This window comes from Blautia sp. JLR.GB0024, assembly GCF_037000545.1.
Classification (GTDB): domain Bacteria; phylum Bacillota; class Clostridia; order Lachnospirales; family Lachnospiraceae; genus Blautia; species Blautia celeris.
This window is the reverse complement of record NZ_JBANBF010000003.1, coordinates 278,552-294,737: the sequence shown is the minus strand read 5'-3', so window position 1 is coordinate 294,737 and position 16,186 is coordinate 278,552. Positions and strand designations below refer to the sequence as shown.

The window sequence follows — 16,186 nt, the reverse complement described above, 5'->3', positions numbered from 1 at the left end:
ATGGCAGCAAATCTTTTGGAAGATTAGCATGCCGTACAATATACAAAAAGAGGAAAAAACGAATGAAAATTTTAGAAGTTGTATTAAATACAGAAAAGGATGCAGTAGATTTTGTTTCTGAGATGACCAGATGTTCCGAAGATATTGACTTAAGTTATGGTCACTTTGTGGTTGACGCAAAATCAATACTTGGTGTTTTGGGATTGGGGGTCGGAAAGAAGGTGAGATTATCCGTTTATTCAGATGATACAAAAGTATTAGAGGAAAATATTAAGAGATATATAGTATCATGAATAGCGTTAAATTCTATAGGATAATGTTTTAGTGTCTATTTTATTATCCTAATATTCTATACTGCTTTATGAAGAGCAGAAAATGTCACATCTCTGAAATTCTTTCACATGATAAAAGATAACAAGAAAAAAGGTACAGCATAACGTAAAGTTCTGTTGTGCCTTTTTAATTATTTAAACACTTAAAAAATTTTTATGTAATAATCAATACGGCAAAGGATTTTACAATCTACAGGCAATTCTTTGGTTTTTTATGGCTTGAAAACTAAATGCATTGACTCATATGGATTATATTTATTTGTTAAAGAATGAAAATAAAATAAAAAATATAGTAATAAAATAGACAGTTATGTAACAAAATGCAAATTGAGTTGACATATCTTAAACTTGCAGGTTAGAGTGAATACAAGGTTAGCGTTTGAATGAAAATAATAGTTTCTGCCTTTTAGAGTTTGTGAATTATTAAAAAACAGGAGGGTTTTAGTTATGAAACAGAGTGTATTACAACGGTATGAAAATGTAAAGTTATTATCCGCAACTCCTTTTTACACAAAAAGCCAGTTGGATATGGAGTATCTGTTGAGCTTAAAAGTAGAATATCTGTTACAGAACCATTTGCATGAAGCAGGGATACTAGGTGAAGAGGACACTGATATTCCGTACATGTGGGGGCTGTGGGACAAAACGGATTACCATAAAGGCTGGGAGGACCCTACCAGTCAGCTAAGGGGACATTTTCTGGGGCATTGGTTGTCAGCAGCGGCTTATATGTACAAGTTAAAAGAGGAGCCGAGACTGAAAGGGAAAATTGAATATATCATAGGAAAATTGGCTGAATGTCAGGAACGTAATGGGAACGGGTGGGCAGCGGGGATTCCGGAAAAATACCTGCAATGGGTTGCAGAAGGAAAAACGGTTTGGGCACCCCATTATAACATTCACAAGACTTTCATGGGTCTTATTGACGTTGCGCGAATAATGGATAATAAACAGGCGTATGAGATTGCTGCAAATTTTGCCGAATGGTTCTATAAGTGGAGCGGGCAGTTTAGCGAAGAAAAAATGCAGGACATATTAGAATGCGAAACCGGAGGCATGATGGAGGCTTTTGCAGACCTTTATAGTTTAAGCAAAGATCCAAAACACTTAGAACTTATGAAACGTTATGAAAGAAGCCGTTTGTTCGATCGCATGATGGCCGATGAGGATATTTTGACTAATACTCACGCAAATACAACAATTCCTGAAATACACGGTCTTTGCAGAGCCTTTGAGGTGACTGGTGACAAGCGTTATTATGACCGGATGGAAAAATATTGGATGCTGGCAGTAGAAAAGCGTGGTGTATTAGCAACTGGCGGACAGACTCTGGGAGAAATCTGGATGCCTGAGAACATGGGAGCTCGGTATGGATACAAAAACCAGGAGCATTGCACTGTTTATAACATGATAAGACTTGCAGATTATTTGTATCGGGCTACAGGAGATGTGAAATATCAGGATTATATTGAAGTTAATCTCTATAATGGGACAATGGCCCAGTGCTTTTACAAAGGTTATAATAGCGATTACGGGCATCATTTAAGTTATGGAGCAGGATATAAAAAGACGGTTGTGACATATTTTCTTCCTCTTGGACCAGGTGCTAAGAAGCCGTGGGCTTCCGAGAAAAATGATTTCTTTTGTTGTCATGGCTCCGCAGTACAGGCATGTGCAACTTTTCAAAATTATATTTTTTATAAAAGGGATAAAGGGATTATTATCAACCAGTATATAGATGCTATTTGGGAAGAAAATGAAAAGACAGTGATTTTAAAACGTGACCATTTGGAAGAAGAAATACATAGGCCAAAATTTTGGCGTTTCCATATAACAGCAGATGGAGGCTGTTATCCAATCACATTACGAGTGCCATATTGGGCGAAAGGAATGAAGTGTTCAATAGATGGTAGAAAAGTAGAGAATAGGGCAGAAAATGGGTATGTGACACTGATTGAGGAATGGCACGGCCAGAAGATTACTTTTGATATCAGTTTTGCAATAGAGGCAGTGAGATTGAAGGGCAGCGAATTATATGCCTTTCGGGAAGGACCGATTCTTTTAGCGGGGTTAACGGACAAGGAAGTAACAATTCATAGCGGGCAGATTCGGCCAGATGAATTATTAGTACCTTTTGCTGAAAGGGAGTGGGGGTTCTGGAGAAATAGTTTTATTACAAAAGGCCAGAAGGAGAATATCGTGTTTAAGTATCTTTATGAAATATGCGAAGAACAGTATACAGTTTATTTTCCTGTCATATGAGAATTGTGTGCATTATATTTGCATGTTTTCCTGGTTTTTACTATTTATTACCCTGGGATTGCCTTATATAATAAATATAACAAACAAATTATTAGACAGAATAAATGTTCAAAGCGGCCGCAGCGCAAACCTTGGTTCCCGTTGATTATGTATTGTGATTGTAGGAGGAAATGAATTTGAAAAAAAGAATCATTAAAAAGTCCTTGGTGATACAAACAGCTATAGTTATATCATTGACTATATTTGGGTGTAGCGGTAATGATAGTTTATCAAAAAACAGCGATTCTGTAAAGAATACTGATGATAAAGTAACGGTACGGATGATTACACAGCATACCAGAAGTGATTCCGGAAAAGCAGGAGTTTATGAGGCGATAGAAAATTATGCAGCTTCCGTATCAGACAAATATATCTTAGAACATGAAGCAATTCAGGGAGACGATATAAAAGCTAAGATAAAGATAGATTTAGCTGCTGGCAATCTACCGGATATTTTCTATTACTGGAATGGAGCTTCTGATTTAAGCTCCATGATTGAAGCGGATGTGCTGCTACCTATGAGTGAACTATTGTCGCATCCTAATTGCAAACTCTCTTGGGACCAATTTGTTGATACATCTATTTTTGAAGTAAAAGGAGAGCGGTATGGATTCGCAATGGAGAATTGGGCTGGCGGCTGGCTGGCCAATAAAGAACTCTTTGAACAATATAATCTGGAGTATCCGAAGACCTATGATGATTTGGTTGAATTGGCAGGAGTTTTCAAAGAACATGGTATTGCCACAGTGGCCACAGGGTCAAAAGGGGGAAATCCAGGGCACTGGCTGATTGATGATATGTATTATCAGCTTGAAGGGGCAGAAGAGGAAATGGAAGAAATTCCCGAAACAGGTAAAATTTCAACAGATACCTATTTACAGGCATTAAAGTATTTTGAAAAACTTAGAGAGGCGGGGTGTTTTCCGGCAGACATGATTTCCAATGGTGACTGGGCGCCGAATTTCTCTCTTTATAATGAAGGCAAAGCGGCGCTTATTCCGGTATATGGCTGGCAGTTATCTGCTATGAGCGATGAATGTTATGAGAGAACAGAGATTATCATGCCATTAAAGATGACCGGAGAAAATGTCAGGGATACGACCGGACACCTTTTATATCAGAATGGTCATGGTTCTATGTTTATCAGCAAGGCAAGCTGGAATGAGAGTGAGGAAAAAAGGGCAGCGATTGTAGATGCATATAACTTTTACTTCAGTGATGACATGTTTCAAACCCGTTATCTGGAAGCTGGACATGGACCAACCAAAAAGATAGAAAATTTTGATTATTCTGTTGGACTTCCAATTGTAGCGGATCTTATGAAATTTAACGAAGAACACGGTCTGACAAAAGGAAATCAAATGCATATGTTTACCATACCTAATTCTACTGTGTGGGCAGATTTTGAAAGCACCATGGATGAATTCTTTTCAGGAGCGATTTCCGCAGAGCAGTATTTGGAAAAGATACAGGAGTCAATGGACAACAATTATATAAGTCAATAGTCTTAGTCGAGCAGGCTGGGAGCAGGCATTGATACGTCTCCCAGCCTTCAGAACAGGAAGGTGAGAAATTGAATCAAAGAAAAAAGAAAAAGATGTCAGATGTGAGGTTTTCTATCCTGTTTTCTTTGCCATCAACTGTAATTTATACTTGCTTTATGATTGTTCCTCTAATTGGTGTTGTTTATTACAGTCTGACACAATGGTCGGGGGCAGGCGAACCTAAATATATAGGATTCAATAATTTTTTGTTTCTTTTTCACAGCAGTGATTTCTGGATCATTATAAAAAATACCGGAATCCTGATTTTCCTGCATATGCTGATTCAGATTCCAGCGGCAATATTTTTGGCATATGTGCTTTTAAGAACTAAAAGGGGGTTTCGATTTTACCGGGGTATTTTCTTTTTGCCAACGATTATTTCTGCAACGGTTATTGGGTTAATGTTTTCATTGATTCTTAATGCGGATGTGGGTTCTCTCAATGCTATATTACGGGGCATTGGCCTTGAGTCTCTTGCAAAAAACTGGTTGTCGGATCCAAAGATCGTTGTGTTTGCTGTATCATTGACATTGGTGTGGCAATATATTGGCTATCACATGTCAGTTATATTGGCAGGTATGCAGTCTCTTTCAGAAGAGATAGTGGAGAGTGCGGTTATAGATGGGGCAAATAATTTCAAACTTTGCACCTGTATTATTCTGCCGCAGATAAAGGGGGTAATACAGGTTAGTGTAATGTTCTGCTTTACAGGCTGCTTAAAGGCATTTGAGCATTCATTTATTATGACCTGGGGAGGACCGGGGGTGCGGTCGACATTTTTGGCAGTGCATATGTATAAATTGGCATATTTTAGCTCAGAATTAGGTAAAGGGTGTGCAGTGGCCGTAATCATAGTAATATCAGCCTTGCTGTTAACTAAGATTTCAAATCTTGTTTTTGATGAAGAGGAGAATTAGCACCAGGAAAGGATGAAAAATATGCATACTAAACGTAACGCATTTTATAAGAAAAAAGTCGGTTTGACGGTAAAACATATCTTACTGTTGATTTTTGCACTGTCTACCTTGTTTCCGTTTTTCTGGGTTGCTATATCGTCATTTAAGTCAACTGCCGAAATATATGGCAAGCCATTAGCATGGCCGGACAGATTATCGCTGGATAACTATAAACAGGCATGGTATGGGGCGTTCATAGGTGATTCTCTGATCAACAGCGTTCTTTATACAGTTACGGCTGTTGTAATTATATTAGTTATTGCATCCATGGTTTCTTACATAATAGCACGTTCTAAAAATGGTAAATATCTCTACAGATATTTCTCTTTCGGAATTATGGTGCCGTTACATACAGTAATTATCCCTTTAAATATCCTGTATAAGAAATTAGGGATAGGGAATACACAGTTTGGTCTGGTATTGGCATTTGTGGTGGCAAATCTCTCATTTTGCATTTTTATTATTGCGGCGTTTATGCGGCAGATGCCAAAGGATATAGAAGAGGCTGCAGTTATTGATGGCTGTAACAGAGTGCAAGTGTTTGCAAAAGTAGTGTTGCCTATTTGCCGCTCTGCTTTAGCTACAGCTGCGACATTAGTGTTCATTAACTGCTGGAATGACCTTCTTCTGAGCATGACGATTATATCAAAGCCAACCTTGAATACTTTAAACTATTCGGTATATAACCTTAAAGGGCAGTATGTTACGGACTATGGTATAATTACAGCCGGTGTGGTAATCTTGGTTATACCTGCGTTAATTGCATATCTTTTGTTTCAGGAACAGATTATAAAAGGAATGACAAGCGGATCGGTTAAAGGTTAGTTAAAGGATTAAAAAAAGATGACGGTGTGTTCTTTTTGAAAGGGGACCTGGGCTATGAAACTTTGTAAGCGTAGATTGAGTGTATGCAGGGCATCTTCATTTCAGCGGCAGTTGTTATTAGCTTTTATGGGATTTCTGACGGCAATGATATTGATAATACTGATTACAGTTGTTAATTTTTATTATTTTCTTAATAACCATATTATGAAATATGGGGAAGAAATTGTTAAGCAGGCAGGCGTACAGATTGATAATACGCTGCATAAGCTGGAGGTTTCACAAAATCAGGCATTTGGTAATATGATTGAATCTCCCCTTTATAGTAATCCAAAACAGAGCAGTGCTACAGTCTATGCAACAAAGGATTTAATTGATTCTTTAAACACGGTATACCGCAATAATGATGATATAGAGAACATTTATGCCTATTTTTTATTTCATGATATGTTTTATTCAGCAATATCTACGGCAGAGCGCGCTTCCATTAGAGAAAAGATGTTCAGGGAAGTATCACAAGACGACAGTGATAATCATTATGAAGTAATAATAGATGATAATACTGATATGATCAATAGTATTGAATTCTATAAGATTGGGCATCTTGTTACAAAAAAGCGTGAAAAGGCAGTATGTATGGATATAATTTTGAAAGGCACACCCATTAATACAGCCCTTTCCTCTATTGAATTGGGCAAAGGGCAGGCAATTTATTTGGTGAATGCTGAAAACCAAATTGTTTATGATCGTCAGGGTAAATATATTGGAAAATCATTGGATGTAATCAAGGAATTTGAGAATATTAGTTATAATGCCCGGAAAACCAGCATGCAAATAAATAGAAATAAGCTGGTCATGAGTTATTGTATTGATACATTAAACTGGAATTTACTGGTCACAGTAGATTATCTGCCTCTTTTTTTACAGACAGCAGGAGACGCTTTTGTAAGTATGGCTCTGATTTCAATTACAATAATTTTATTATTTACATACTTGGCAGTCAGAAAGTCAAATAGACTTGCAGCTCCAATTAATAAGTTTGTTGAGCATATTCAGAGATATCCAAATGACATAAGCTTTATCCCGGAAATTAAAAATGTAAACAGCGATATAAAATTAGTAGTGAATAGTTACAACCATCTCATTGCAAAAATTGAAGCGCTGCATGAACAGAATCTAAAAGAAGAGAAAGAATGGCTGGATGCTGAACATAAAGCCTTATTGGCTCAAATTAACTCACATTTTCTTTTCAATTCTTTGGAAAGTTTGCGTGGGGCTGCCTTACGGGCTAAAGTACCTGAGTTGTCTAAGACCATTAACGCACTTTCTCTGATGCTGAGATACAGCTTGGATGAACCTGGAAAAAAGGTAACATTGAAAAAAGAAATACAGAATTTAGAACAGTATCTGATTGTGATACAAAGCCGGAAATCATTTGCAATTACAGTAAATTATGATGTATCGGAAGAAGCTTTAGAGTGTAGTGTAATCCGTTATATGATTCAGCCTATAATAGAGAATTCTATTCATTATGGTTTTGAAAATAGAGATAGTGAGGCAGATAATATTATCTGGGTTAAAGCAGAAAAAATAGGGGATGAACTGCGTATCCGAATTCAAGATAATGGTGTTGGCTGTAACAGCGAAATTACGAGTGAACTTAATAAAACGCTGCAAAAAGGTGAAGAGTATAATAATTCTTCATTTATTAAAGGGACAGGTATAGGTCTTTCTAATATTATAAAACGGTTACGCTATAGATTTGGAGATGAGGCACAGTTAGTCATTTCTAGTAATCAGGGTGAAGGAATGCTTGTTCAGATCGTTGTGCCTATAAAAAATTACGACTACGATTTACGGAGGTATAAGAATGAAGAAACAAAGAAAACGAAGAATGTGGATTGATCAGGCACCACTGGCATCGGTTACTGAGCCGTCCGAAAATTACAGTCCATATAAAGTGGGATGTTATGAAGGGTGGGAACGTCATACGGATAATCCTATTCTGCATCAGAATTATGAGAATGGTCAGGATCCCTGTGTAATAAAAAAAGACGGTATATATTATTTATATTTTACATGGAGCACAATGAATCGTATATCACTGATGCAGAGTACAGATTTAAAGTTATGGAGAGGACCATTAATTAATTTTCTGCCACAGTTAGATATTCCCTGGGAGGAAAAGGTATCCGAGCCTTGTATTATTTATAAAGATGGAAGGTTTGAAATGTGGTATACAGCACGTACAATTGAACGTGATACTTTCCAGCCGGGAGAAGGCCGGATTGCTCATGCAGTCAGTGAAGATGGTATCAACTGGCTCAGAGAAATGGAACCTGTTTTTAAACCTGAGTTATTGTGGGAGGAATATTGCGTTTCAAACCCTAGTGTCTTATATGATCAAAAGGAAGAAAAATATCGTATGTGGTATGCGGCCGGTTCCTATCGGCTGCCCCATTTGATTGGTTACGCGGAAAGTAAAGATGGACTGAACTGGAGGAGAATATCAGATTTACCGGTACTGAAAAGTAGTCCGGGGAATCAGTGGGAGCGGATTGCAGTATCTAAGCCTTCCGTTGTCAGGGAAGGAGAATACTTTCATATGATATATTGTGGTTTTGAACATTTGACAAATTCCCGCCTATGTTATGCTCGTTCTAAGGACGGAATCAATTGGCAGAGGCATCCAAATAATCCAATCATAACAGGGGGAAAACAGAGTTGGTGGGATAGTGATTATACGGGCAGTGCTTCGATAATATGCGAGGACGATGGAACCTGGAGGCTGTTTTACACAGGAGGTTTTCATAATATGACCAATATCGGTATAATGACAAATGAGAATAAGATGCCATTTCGTTATGAACAGGGCATATAGCTATGGGATTAAGGACGAAGGTAAACCAGGAGGAAGGAACATGTTTAAAATTGATAAAACCAGGACAGGGGTAAACGGCGGTTGGGAACGTTACGAGAGTAATCCGGTACTTCCCATGGAGCTGGGTGAAACTTTTGATGCAGTTGTAATGATTCATGATAATAAATACCGGATGTATTTCGGTTGGCGGACAGTACGAGCCATCGCTATGTCCGAAAGCAGGGATGGTATACATTGGACACGCCCTGTGGTCTGCTTAGCTCCAAACCCGTCTGTGGAATGGCTGCAGGAAGTAAACCGCCCTATTGTATTATACCATGAAGGAAAGTTTCATATGTGGTTTAACGGGCAGAAACTGGGGGATTTGATCGGGGGTACTTCAGGGAAAACCTATCTATGCTATGCTGTCAGCGAGGATGGAATTAAATGGAATATTCATCCGGAGACAATTATGGAAGCTGATCGGTCTTGGGAAGGCTATACAATTATGTGCCCTCATGTCATATGGGATGAAATGTCAGGTGATTATAAGATGTGGTATTCAGCAGGAGAGTTTATAGAGCCTTATGCCATCGGGTATGCAACAAGTAAAGATGGAATCCATTGGAACAAATATCCAGGAAATCCCATTTTTGAAGCAGATAATACACAGCTCTGCGAACGAGAACGAGTAGGAGCCTGTACTGTGTTTAAACAGGAAGGTTGGTATTATATGATATATATTGGTTATGAAGACGTACATAAGGCAAAGACCTGCATGGCACGTTCGAAAGATGGTATTACAAATTGGCAGAGGCATCCGGAAAATCCAATACTTTCAACCGGATATTCAGGCGAATGGGATTGTGAAGCTGTTTATAAAGGCTGTATGGTCTACGATGAAGTGAATGATAGATGGATGATGTATTATAATGCAGGAACAAGAAGTGTCGAGTTTGTCGGCCTGGCGATAAAGAGCGGAAAAGATTTAGGGTTTGAAAAGTGAAAATTGGGTCCTCTATAGGAAAGCGTCTGTAGTAAAGATGCGGAACAAGATATGACTGGAGTTGAGGTGTGAATGGGAAATAGTGCAAAAACCAGTATTCTGATTGCAGATGATGAGCCAATGATTCGTTATTTGATAAGAGATATCCTGCAGGGACTTAACCTGCCGGTTAAGATTGTCGATGAAGCGATTGATGGTGCAGAATGCCTGGAATCTTTTAAGAAGTATAAACCAGAGATTATAATTACAGATATTGTAATGCCAAACACAAATGGGCTGGATTTGCTAAAAGAAATCAAACAACGCGCCCCGGATACTATTATTATTATGTTGAGTGCTTATCAGAATTTTGAATATGCACAGAAAGCGCTTCGTGATTGCGCATTCGATTATCTTCTGAAGCCTGTACAAGAAGAGGATATGGGAAATGTATTGAAAAGAGCTTTAGAAAAGATTAAGCAGGAGAAAAGCAAGAAGGCACAAATAGCAGATATTCGGAAAAAAGTGTTGAAATTTACTTCTGCACCGGCAGATGAAGAAGAGCAATATATAGATCCAGTAGAAAAAGCAGTATATTATGTGAATCAAAATTATAATCAGGATATATCATTAAAAAGTGTTTCCGCTGATTCATACTTCTCTCCTGCATATTTTTCGGATTTATTTAAGGATAAGACGGGGAAGGGGTTTAATGATTATCTTAATGACTTAAGAATAGACAAAGCAAAAAATTTATTGACCAGACCAGAGCTTAAGGTTACAGAAATTTCAGAGTTAGTCGGATATAGCAACTGCAGTTATTTTATAAGGCTTTTTAAACAAAAGACAGGGATGACACCAAACGAATTCAGGAAGCACAAAAATATAAAAAACATGTGAGGAAAAGAAATGGAAAATGATAAATTTACAGAACTTTCAACAAAGGTAATGACACCGCATAAATATGGGAAATTAGTGCTTAGTGCTAGTAAACGGGATAACGATTGGGAGTGCGAAGTTGACTGTCCTTTTGTATTTGCGTATGAAGGAAAATACGGTATGACATATGTTGGTTTTGACGGTATTGGATATCAAACAGGTCTTGCTTTTTCTGATGATCTTATTCATTGGAGAAAGAAAGGGGTAGTAATCAATAGGATATTAGATATGCCTTATTTAGAAAATAGCATAGCGCTTACTTGGATCCTACGGGAAAATGATTTATATTCTAAAGGAGAATTAAAAAAAGTTAATGGAAAGTATATTGGTGTTTATTTTGCTATGCCGGAAAAAGGTTATGAGGCAGGGCCAGGAGTGATAGGAGTTTGCAGAAGCAGTGATTTATTACATTGGGATATAGAAGCACCTTTTCTGTACCCGGAAGAAGGGAAAGAGTGGGAACAGGGTGGCCTTTATAAAGCTTGCCTGATAGAAGAAGAGGGAACATATTATTTATTTTACAATGCTAAAAATAAAACGGAAAGTGAATCGGCAGAGACAACAGCGCAAGCATTTCAAAAAGTGTTTACCTGGAAAGAACAAATAGGTATTGTTTTTTCAAAGGATCTTAAAAACTGGAAGCGGTATGAAGGAAATCCTATTTTGAAAAATGGAGGAGACTGGTCAGCTGACGAAAGGGTTATAGGCGATGCCTGTGTTTTGAAAGATGATGAACGGTGGTATCTTTTTAATTATTGCATTGACAGAGCGGGAGGAACTTGTGACAGAGTAGCCGTAGGGGAAGATTTGTTTCATTTTCATAAATGCCCGGAACAGTTGATTTCACAAGGAAAATCAGGTGAATTTGATGATGTGATGGCCTGTAAGCCATCGGTTATCAGTAAGGAGGGTGTGCTGTATCATTTCTATACGGCAACAAGTTCAAATGGCGGAAATGGGATTACTTTTGCAACATCTAAAAGGATTGATGATTAAGGGGGATTTACAATGGGGATACCAAAAACAATGAAAGCTTTAGTAGCATATGGTAAAGATGACTATAAATTAGAACTGGAATATCCGACTCCACAGTGTGGACAAAATGATATCATTATTAAAACAGAAGGGTGCGGTATTTGTGCAGGAGACTTGAAATGTATGCATGGGGCATCTATGTTTTGGGGGGATGAAATGCAACCGGCCTGGGTAAAAACTCCTTTTATTCCGGGACATGAATTTTTGGGCGAAATTGTTGAGATGGGAAGCAATGTCAAAAAGTTTGCACTGGGAGACCGTGTGGTGCCGGAACAGATTGTACCTTGCGGAGAATGCCGCTTTTGTAAAAGCGGAAGATATTGGATGTGTGAAGTACATAATATTTTCGGTTTCCAAAGTGAAAATAATGGTGGAATGGCGGAATATGTCCGTCTACCTGATACAGCTGTTATACATAGTATACCAAAGGCGATGAAATTAGAGGAAGCTCTTCTTGTAGAACCATATGGATGTTCTAAACATGCGGTTGACCGTGGTAATATTCAATGTGATGATATACTTGTAATATCCGGTGCAGGGACACTTGGATTAGGGATGGTTACATACGCAAAAATGAAGAATCCGGCAAAGTTGATTGTATTGGATTTGATGGATGAACGTTTAAAACGCGCCCAGGAATTCGGAGCAGATATTATTTTGAACCCTAATAAGGAAGATATTGTTGCTAAGATAATGGAAATCACAGATGGGTATGGATGCGATGTTTATATAGAGGCAACAGGAGCCCCCGCATCAGTAGTACAAGGAATGAAAATAATCCGAAAACTTGGGCGCTTTGTTGAGTTCTCAGTATTTGGAAAAGAAACTACTCTGGATTGGTCCGTTATTGGTGACAGAAAAGAATTGGATATTTTAGGATCACATCTGTCACCATATGCTTTCCCATTTGTAATAGAGAATATAAGGAATGGTAATCTTAAAACAGAGGATATTGTCTCCAGAACATTTCCGATTGAAGAGTGGGAGAAAGCTTTTGAGTATGCTGCCGGTAAATATGGTGATTTTAAGGTTGCTATCACATTGTAAAGAAATAGTCAATAAAAAGATAAGAGTTGATATACTTAATTAAATGTATCAACTGTATATTTTGAAATAAATATCTGTCAGAGTATCATCGGGTTGTTAAGAAAGGTGTTTAGAAAATGGAAGGTATTGAGGTAATGTAAAATTAAACAGGGTGGAAATTCAGTTGAAGAATTTCCACCCTGTTTAATTTTTTAGACTATAAGACAGGTCGGTATTCTCTTATACTTTAGATATCAAATAAATCACCAGAAACGAACGAAAGGGAGGAAACAAAATGAGGAAAAAAGTAGTGAGCGCTATGCTCTGTATGGCTATGGCAGCTACAATGTTGGCAGGATGCGGAGGAAACGCAGGAACAGCTTCCGCGGGAACGGACAGCAGCAAGAAGACTGCCGGAGGAAAGGAAGAGGTGGTCATCTGGGATTACTTCGAGACGGATGCTCAGAAGAATATGATGCAGGACATCATTGACGGCTTCAATGAATCACAGGAGGAATACGAGGCATCCCATGTGTATGTACCCTTTGCAGACTATGAAAAACAGCTGACACTGGGCATGGCATCCGGGGAACTCCCGGACCTGGTCATCCTGGACGGCTGCAGCATGGCATCCTTCATTCAGATGGACCTGTTCGGGGATGTATCAGATGCGGATATCAAATGGGATGAATACCTGGAAGGCCCTATGGAATCCACTATGGCGGACGGAAAACATTACGGTATTCCCTTTGCCACCAACTGTACGGCATTGTTCTACAACAAGGATATCTTCGATGCGGCAGGTATGGAGTATCCCAATGAAAACACCACATGGGAAGATTTCCATGAGATGGCAAAAGCGCTGACGAAAGACGGTGTGGTTGGCTTCGGCAATGCTGCTACAGGAACAGATGAGGGAACCTTCCAGTGTCTGCAGTGGTTATACACAGCAGGCGGGGACTACCAGAATGTGAAAGGCGGTACGGATGCCTACAATCTTATGCAGGAGATGGTAGCTGACGGTTCCTGGTCAAGGGACTGCGTGAACTGGACACAGTCAGACGTAAATAACAACTTCGTGGCAGGTAACCTGGCTATGCAGCAGAACGGACCATGGCAGATCCCGGGAATCGAGAAGGACGCTCCTGATCTGAACTACGGTGTGACGGTACTCCCCAAAAAAGACGCGGATTCTGACCAGGCAACCTCCATTCTGGGCGGTGAGAATATGGGAGCTGTAAAACAGGATGACATGGGCGGAGCCACTGCATTCATGGAATACTATGACAAGACAGAGGTGATGGTAGACGCTATGAAACAGTACGGTTCCTTCCCGCCGAAAACAGAGGCGGCTCAGGACTCCTACTGGACAGATGACCCGATCCAGAAAGAATTTATCACACAGCTTCAGACATCCATCCCAAGAGGCCCAAGTGCTTCCTGGCCGGAATATTCCGATGCACTGCAGACAGGATTCCAGGAGGTTATGACCTCAGCAAAGACTCCTGAAAAAGCAGCAGAAGATACACAGGCAGCCGTGGATAAGGTGAAGGCATCAGAAAAATAAACAGCCGGAAAGGGACAGGACCCTCCTGTCCCTTTTTAACCCCATAACTGCTCATAGGAAAGGATGAAAGATAATGAAAAAAGGGAAAACTCTCGGACCAAAGGTTGGTTTTTTGTTTGCACTTCCAGCCGCCATCTACATGCTGATATTTGTGGGATACCCCATGATACAGAACTTTATCCTCAGTTTCAAGAATGTGGATGTATATTCCTTTGCAGATGCATCCAAGCAGGCGTTTGTAGGATTTGAGAACTATAAGGAACTGTTTTCAGGCGGTGAGGCGATACTGACCACAGCTATTAAAAATACACTGATCTTTACGGTGGCATCAATTTTCTTCCAGTTTTTTATCGGATTCGGCCTTGCGCTTCTGTTCAGCAAAAAATTCAAGGGAAGCTCCTTCTTCCGAGGTGTGACCATGATCTCCTGGCTGCTTCCGGTCACGGTTGCGGGTCTGCTGTTCAAATTCATGTTTGCCAGCAAAGGCGGTATCATCAACCAGCTTTTCATGTCCCTGCATCTGATCAACGCACCGCTGGAATGGCTGCTGGACCCCAAACTGGCTATGATAGCCATTGTAGTGGCAAATATCTGGATTGGTATCCCCTTTAACATGATGCTTCTGATCACAGGACTCACCACCATTCCGGAGGAGATCTATGAAAGCTCACGTCTGGACGGGGCAAATAAATTCCAGACACTGTTCCAGATCACGATCCCCATGATAAAGCCGGCTATCATGTCTGTGCTGACGCTGGGGTTTGTATATACATTCAAAGTGTTCGACCTGGTATGGGTCATGACAAAGGGCGGGCCGGTCAATGCCACAGAGCTGGTTTCAACTTATGCTTACAAGCTGTCCTTTGACCAGTTCCAGTTCAGTAAGGGCGCGGCGGCAGCCAATATTCTGTTCCTGATACTGTTCGTGGTTGGTATTTTCTATATTAAACTGATCAATGATGAAGACGAGGTGATGTGAGATGAAGAACGAGAAAGGAAACCTGAAATTTTTTATCATCGGAGCCATAGTATTTGTGATCTTCATTTTCCCGTTATACTGGATGGTGGTCACAGCGCTGAAAACACAGGTAGAGATTTTTCAGATTCCCACGCCTCTCTGGCCGAAGAATCTGACTCTGGACGCATTCGCGGATCAGCTCTCTGCATCCAGTGATACTTTGAGGGGCTTTAAAAACAGTATGATCATTGCAGCGGGCGCCACAGTGATCTCCACTATCTTGTCCATTCCCGCCGCATACGGGCTGGCCAGGTTTAAATTCAGCGGCAGAAAAGTCCTGATCTTATATTTCCTTATGACACAGATGCTTCCGTCAACCCTGATCCTGACATCCCTGTATATTATGTTCTCCAAGATGGGCCTGCTGAATTCTTATCTGGCTCCCATCCTGGCAGACGCTACCCTTGGAATCCCGTTCAGTATTATTATCCTGAGGACCTATTTCCTCTCCATACCGAAGGAACTGGATGAGGCGGCAAAAATCGACGGCTGCAACAGCATCACATCCTTTACGAAGATCATGCTCCCCATAGCAAAACCGGGCGTTATTGTAGCTGCCGTATTCTCTTTTGTATATGCATGGGGCGATCTGATCTATGGAATCACTTTTATGACAGACCCTATGAGAAGGCCCATTACCTCCAGCATTTACAACTATGTGCAGCAGTATCAGACATTGTGGAACGCCACCATGGCCTTTGGTATTATCGCGATCCTGCCGGTGGTTCTTATCTTCATTTTCATGCAGAAATATATTGTCAGCGGTCTGACCAACGGTGCAGTCAAGGCATAGGCCGGATA

14 protein-coding genes are annotated in these 16,186 nt (G+C 39.9%); all 14 read left to right on the top strand.

Annotated features, from left to right (window positions below; genetic code table 11):
- Nucleotides 1-62 precede the first annotated feature (62 nt).
- Nucleotides 63-293: an HPr family phosphocarrier protein gene (locus tag V8Q34_RS09535; protein WP_335835313.1), complete on the top strand. Its 231-nt coding sequence runs from the start codon at nucleotides 63-65 to the stop codon at nucleotides 291-293.
- Between the two features lie 486 nt (nucleotides 294-779).
- Complete coding sequence (locus V8Q34_RS09530; protein ID WP_335835312.1) at nucleotides 780-2,594, top strand: beta-L-arabinofuranosidase domain-containing protein; 1,815 nt, start codon at nucleotides 780-782, stop codon at nucleotides 2,592-2,594.
- Between the two features lie 176 nt (nucleotides 2,595-2,770).
- Nucleotides 2,771-4,138 (top strand): ABC transporter substrate-binding protein, encoded by a 1,368-nt coding sequence (locus V8Q34_RS09525; protein WP_335835311.1) that lies wholly within the window; start codon nucleotides 2,771-2,773, stop codon nucleotides 4,136-4,138.
- A gap of 68 nt (nucleotides 4,139-4,206) precedes the next feature.
- A complete protein-coding gene (locus V8Q34_RS09520) occupies nucleotides 4,207-5,094 on the top strand; it encodes a carbohydrate ABC transporter permease (protein ID WP_335835310.1) in 888 nt (295 codons plus the stop codon).
- 21 nt (nucleotides 5,095-5,115) lie between these two features.
- The gene (locus V8Q34_RS09515; protein WP_335835309.1) at nucleotides 5,116-5,958 is read left to right on the top strand and encodes a carbohydrate ABC transporter permease; all 843 of its coding nucleotides are present in this window, start codon (nucleotides 5,116-5,118) and stop codon (nucleotides 5,956-5,958) included.
- A gap of 54 nt (nucleotides 5,959-6,012) precedes the next feature.
- Nucleotides 6,013-7,860, top strand: coding sequence for a sensor histidine kinase (locus tag V8Q34_RS09510; protein ID WP_335835308.1), 1,848 nt, complete (start codon nucleotides 6,013-6,015; stop codon nucleotides 7,858-7,860).
- On the top strand, nucleotides 7,826-8,836 hold the full coding sequence (locus V8Q34_RS09505) for a family 43 glycosylhydrolase (RefSeq protein WP_335835307.1): 1,011 nt from the start codon (nucleotides 7,826-7,828) through the stop codon (nucleotides 8,834-8,836). Before V8Q34_RS09510 ends, V8Q34_RS09505 begins: the two co-directional genes overlap by 35 nt.
- Before the next feature lie 40 nt (nucleotides 8,837-8,876).
- Nucleotides 8,877-9,821 (top strand): family 43 glycosylhydrolase, encoded by a 945-nt coding sequence (locus tag V8Q34_RS09500; protein ID WP_335835306.1) that lies wholly within the window; start codon nucleotides 8,877-8,879, stop codon nucleotides 9,819-9,821.
- Nucleotides 9,822-9,893: 72 nt separating this feature from the next.
- Nucleotides 9,894-10,700, top strand: a complete 807-nt coding sequence (locus tag V8Q34_RS09495) for a response regulator transcription factor (RefSeq protein WP_335835305.1) — start codon at nucleotides 9,894-9,896, stop codon at nucleotides 10,698-10,700.
- Nucleotides 10,701-10,709: 9 nt separating this feature from the next.
- Entirely contained in the window at nucleotides 10,710-11,735 is a 1,026-nt protein-coding gene (locus tag V8Q34_RS09490) for a hypothetical protein (protein ID WP_335835304.1), read from the top strand.
- Nucleotides 11,736-11,747: 12 nt separating this feature from the next.
- Nucleotides 11,748-12,821: an alcohol dehydrogenase catalytic domain-containing protein gene (locus tag V8Q34_RS09485; RefSeq protein WP_335835303.1), complete on the top strand. Its 1,074-nt coding sequence runs from the start codon at nucleotides 11,748-11,750 to the stop codon at nucleotides 12,819-12,821.
- 274 nt (nucleotides 12,822-13,095) lie between these two features.
- Nucleotides 13,096-14,367 carry a sugar ABC transporter substrate-binding protein gene (locus V8Q34_RS09480; RefSeq protein ID WP_335835302.1) on the top strand — a complete coding sequence of 424 codons (1,272 nt, stop codon included), beginning with the start codon at nucleotides 13,096-13,098 and terminating at the stop codon, nucleotides 14,365-14,367.
- 73 nt (nucleotides 14,368-14,440) lie between these two features.
- Nucleotides 14,441-15,346 (top strand): carbohydrate ABC transporter permease, encoded by a 906-nt coding sequence (locus V8Q34_RS09475; RefSeq protein ID WP_033141910.1) that lies wholly within the window; start codon nucleotides 14,441-14,443, stop codon nucleotides 15,344-15,346.
- Between the two features lies 1 nt (nucleotide 15,347).
- Nucleotides 15,348-16,178, top strand: coding sequence for a carbohydrate ABC transporter permease (locus V8Q34_RS09470; RefSeq protein WP_033141911.1), 831 nt, complete (start codon nucleotides 15,348-15,350; stop codon nucleotides 16,176-16,178).
- Nucleotides 16,179-16,186 lie beyond the last annotated feature (8 nt).

Excerpts from the sequence above, each read along its gene's own strand:
- V8Q34_RS09475 (WP_033141910.1), top strand. The coding sequence starts at position 14,441 with ATGAAAAAAGGGAAAACTCTCGGACCAAAGGTTGGTTTTTTGTTTGCA.
- V8Q34_RS09510 (WP_335835308.1), top strand. The coding sequence starts at position 6,013 with ATGAAACTTTGTAAGCGTAGATTGAGTGTATGCAGGGCATCTTCATTT.
- V8Q34_RS09535 (WP_335835313.1), top strand. The coding sequence starts at position 63 with ATGAAAATTTTAGAAGTTGTATTAAATACAGAAAAGGATGCAGTAGAT.
- V8Q34_RS09490 (WP_335835304.1), top strand. The coding sequence starts at position 10,710 with ATGGAAAATGATAAATTTACAGAACTTTCAACAAAGGTAATGACACCG.
- V8Q34_RS09530 (WP_335835312.1), top strand. The coding sequence starts at position 780 with ATGAAACAGAGTGTATTACAACGGTATGAAAATGTAAAGTTATTATCC.
- V8Q34_RS09515 (WP_335835309.1), top strand. The coding sequence starts at position 5,116 with ATGCATACTAAACGTAACGCATTTTATAAGAAAAAAGTCGGTTTGACG.
- V8Q34_RS09495 (WP_335835305.1), top strand. The coding sequence starts at position 9,894 with ATGGGAAATAGTGCAAAAACCAGTATTCTGATTGCAGATGATGAGCCA.
- V8Q34_RS09485 (WP_335835303.1), top strand. The coding sequence starts at position 11,748 with ATGGGGATACCAAAAACAATGAAAGCTTTAGTAGCATATGGTAAAGAT.
- V8Q34_RS09470 (WP_033141911.1), top strand. The coding sequence starts at position 15,348 with ATGAAGAACGAGAAAGGAAACCTGAAATTTTTTATCATCGGAGCCATA.
- V8Q34_RS09500 (WP_335835306.1), top strand. The coding sequence starts at position 8,877 with ATGTTTAAAATTGATAAAACCAGGACAGGGGTAAACGGCGGTTGGGAA.
- V8Q34_RS09480 (WP_335835302.1), top strand. The coding sequence starts at position 13,096 with ATGAGGAAAAAAGTAGTGAGCGCTATGCTCTGTATGGCTATGGCAGCT.
- V8Q34_RS09505 (WP_335835307.1), top strand. The coding sequence starts at position 7,826 with ATGAAGAAACAAAGAAAACGAAGAATGTGGATTGATCAGGCACCACTG.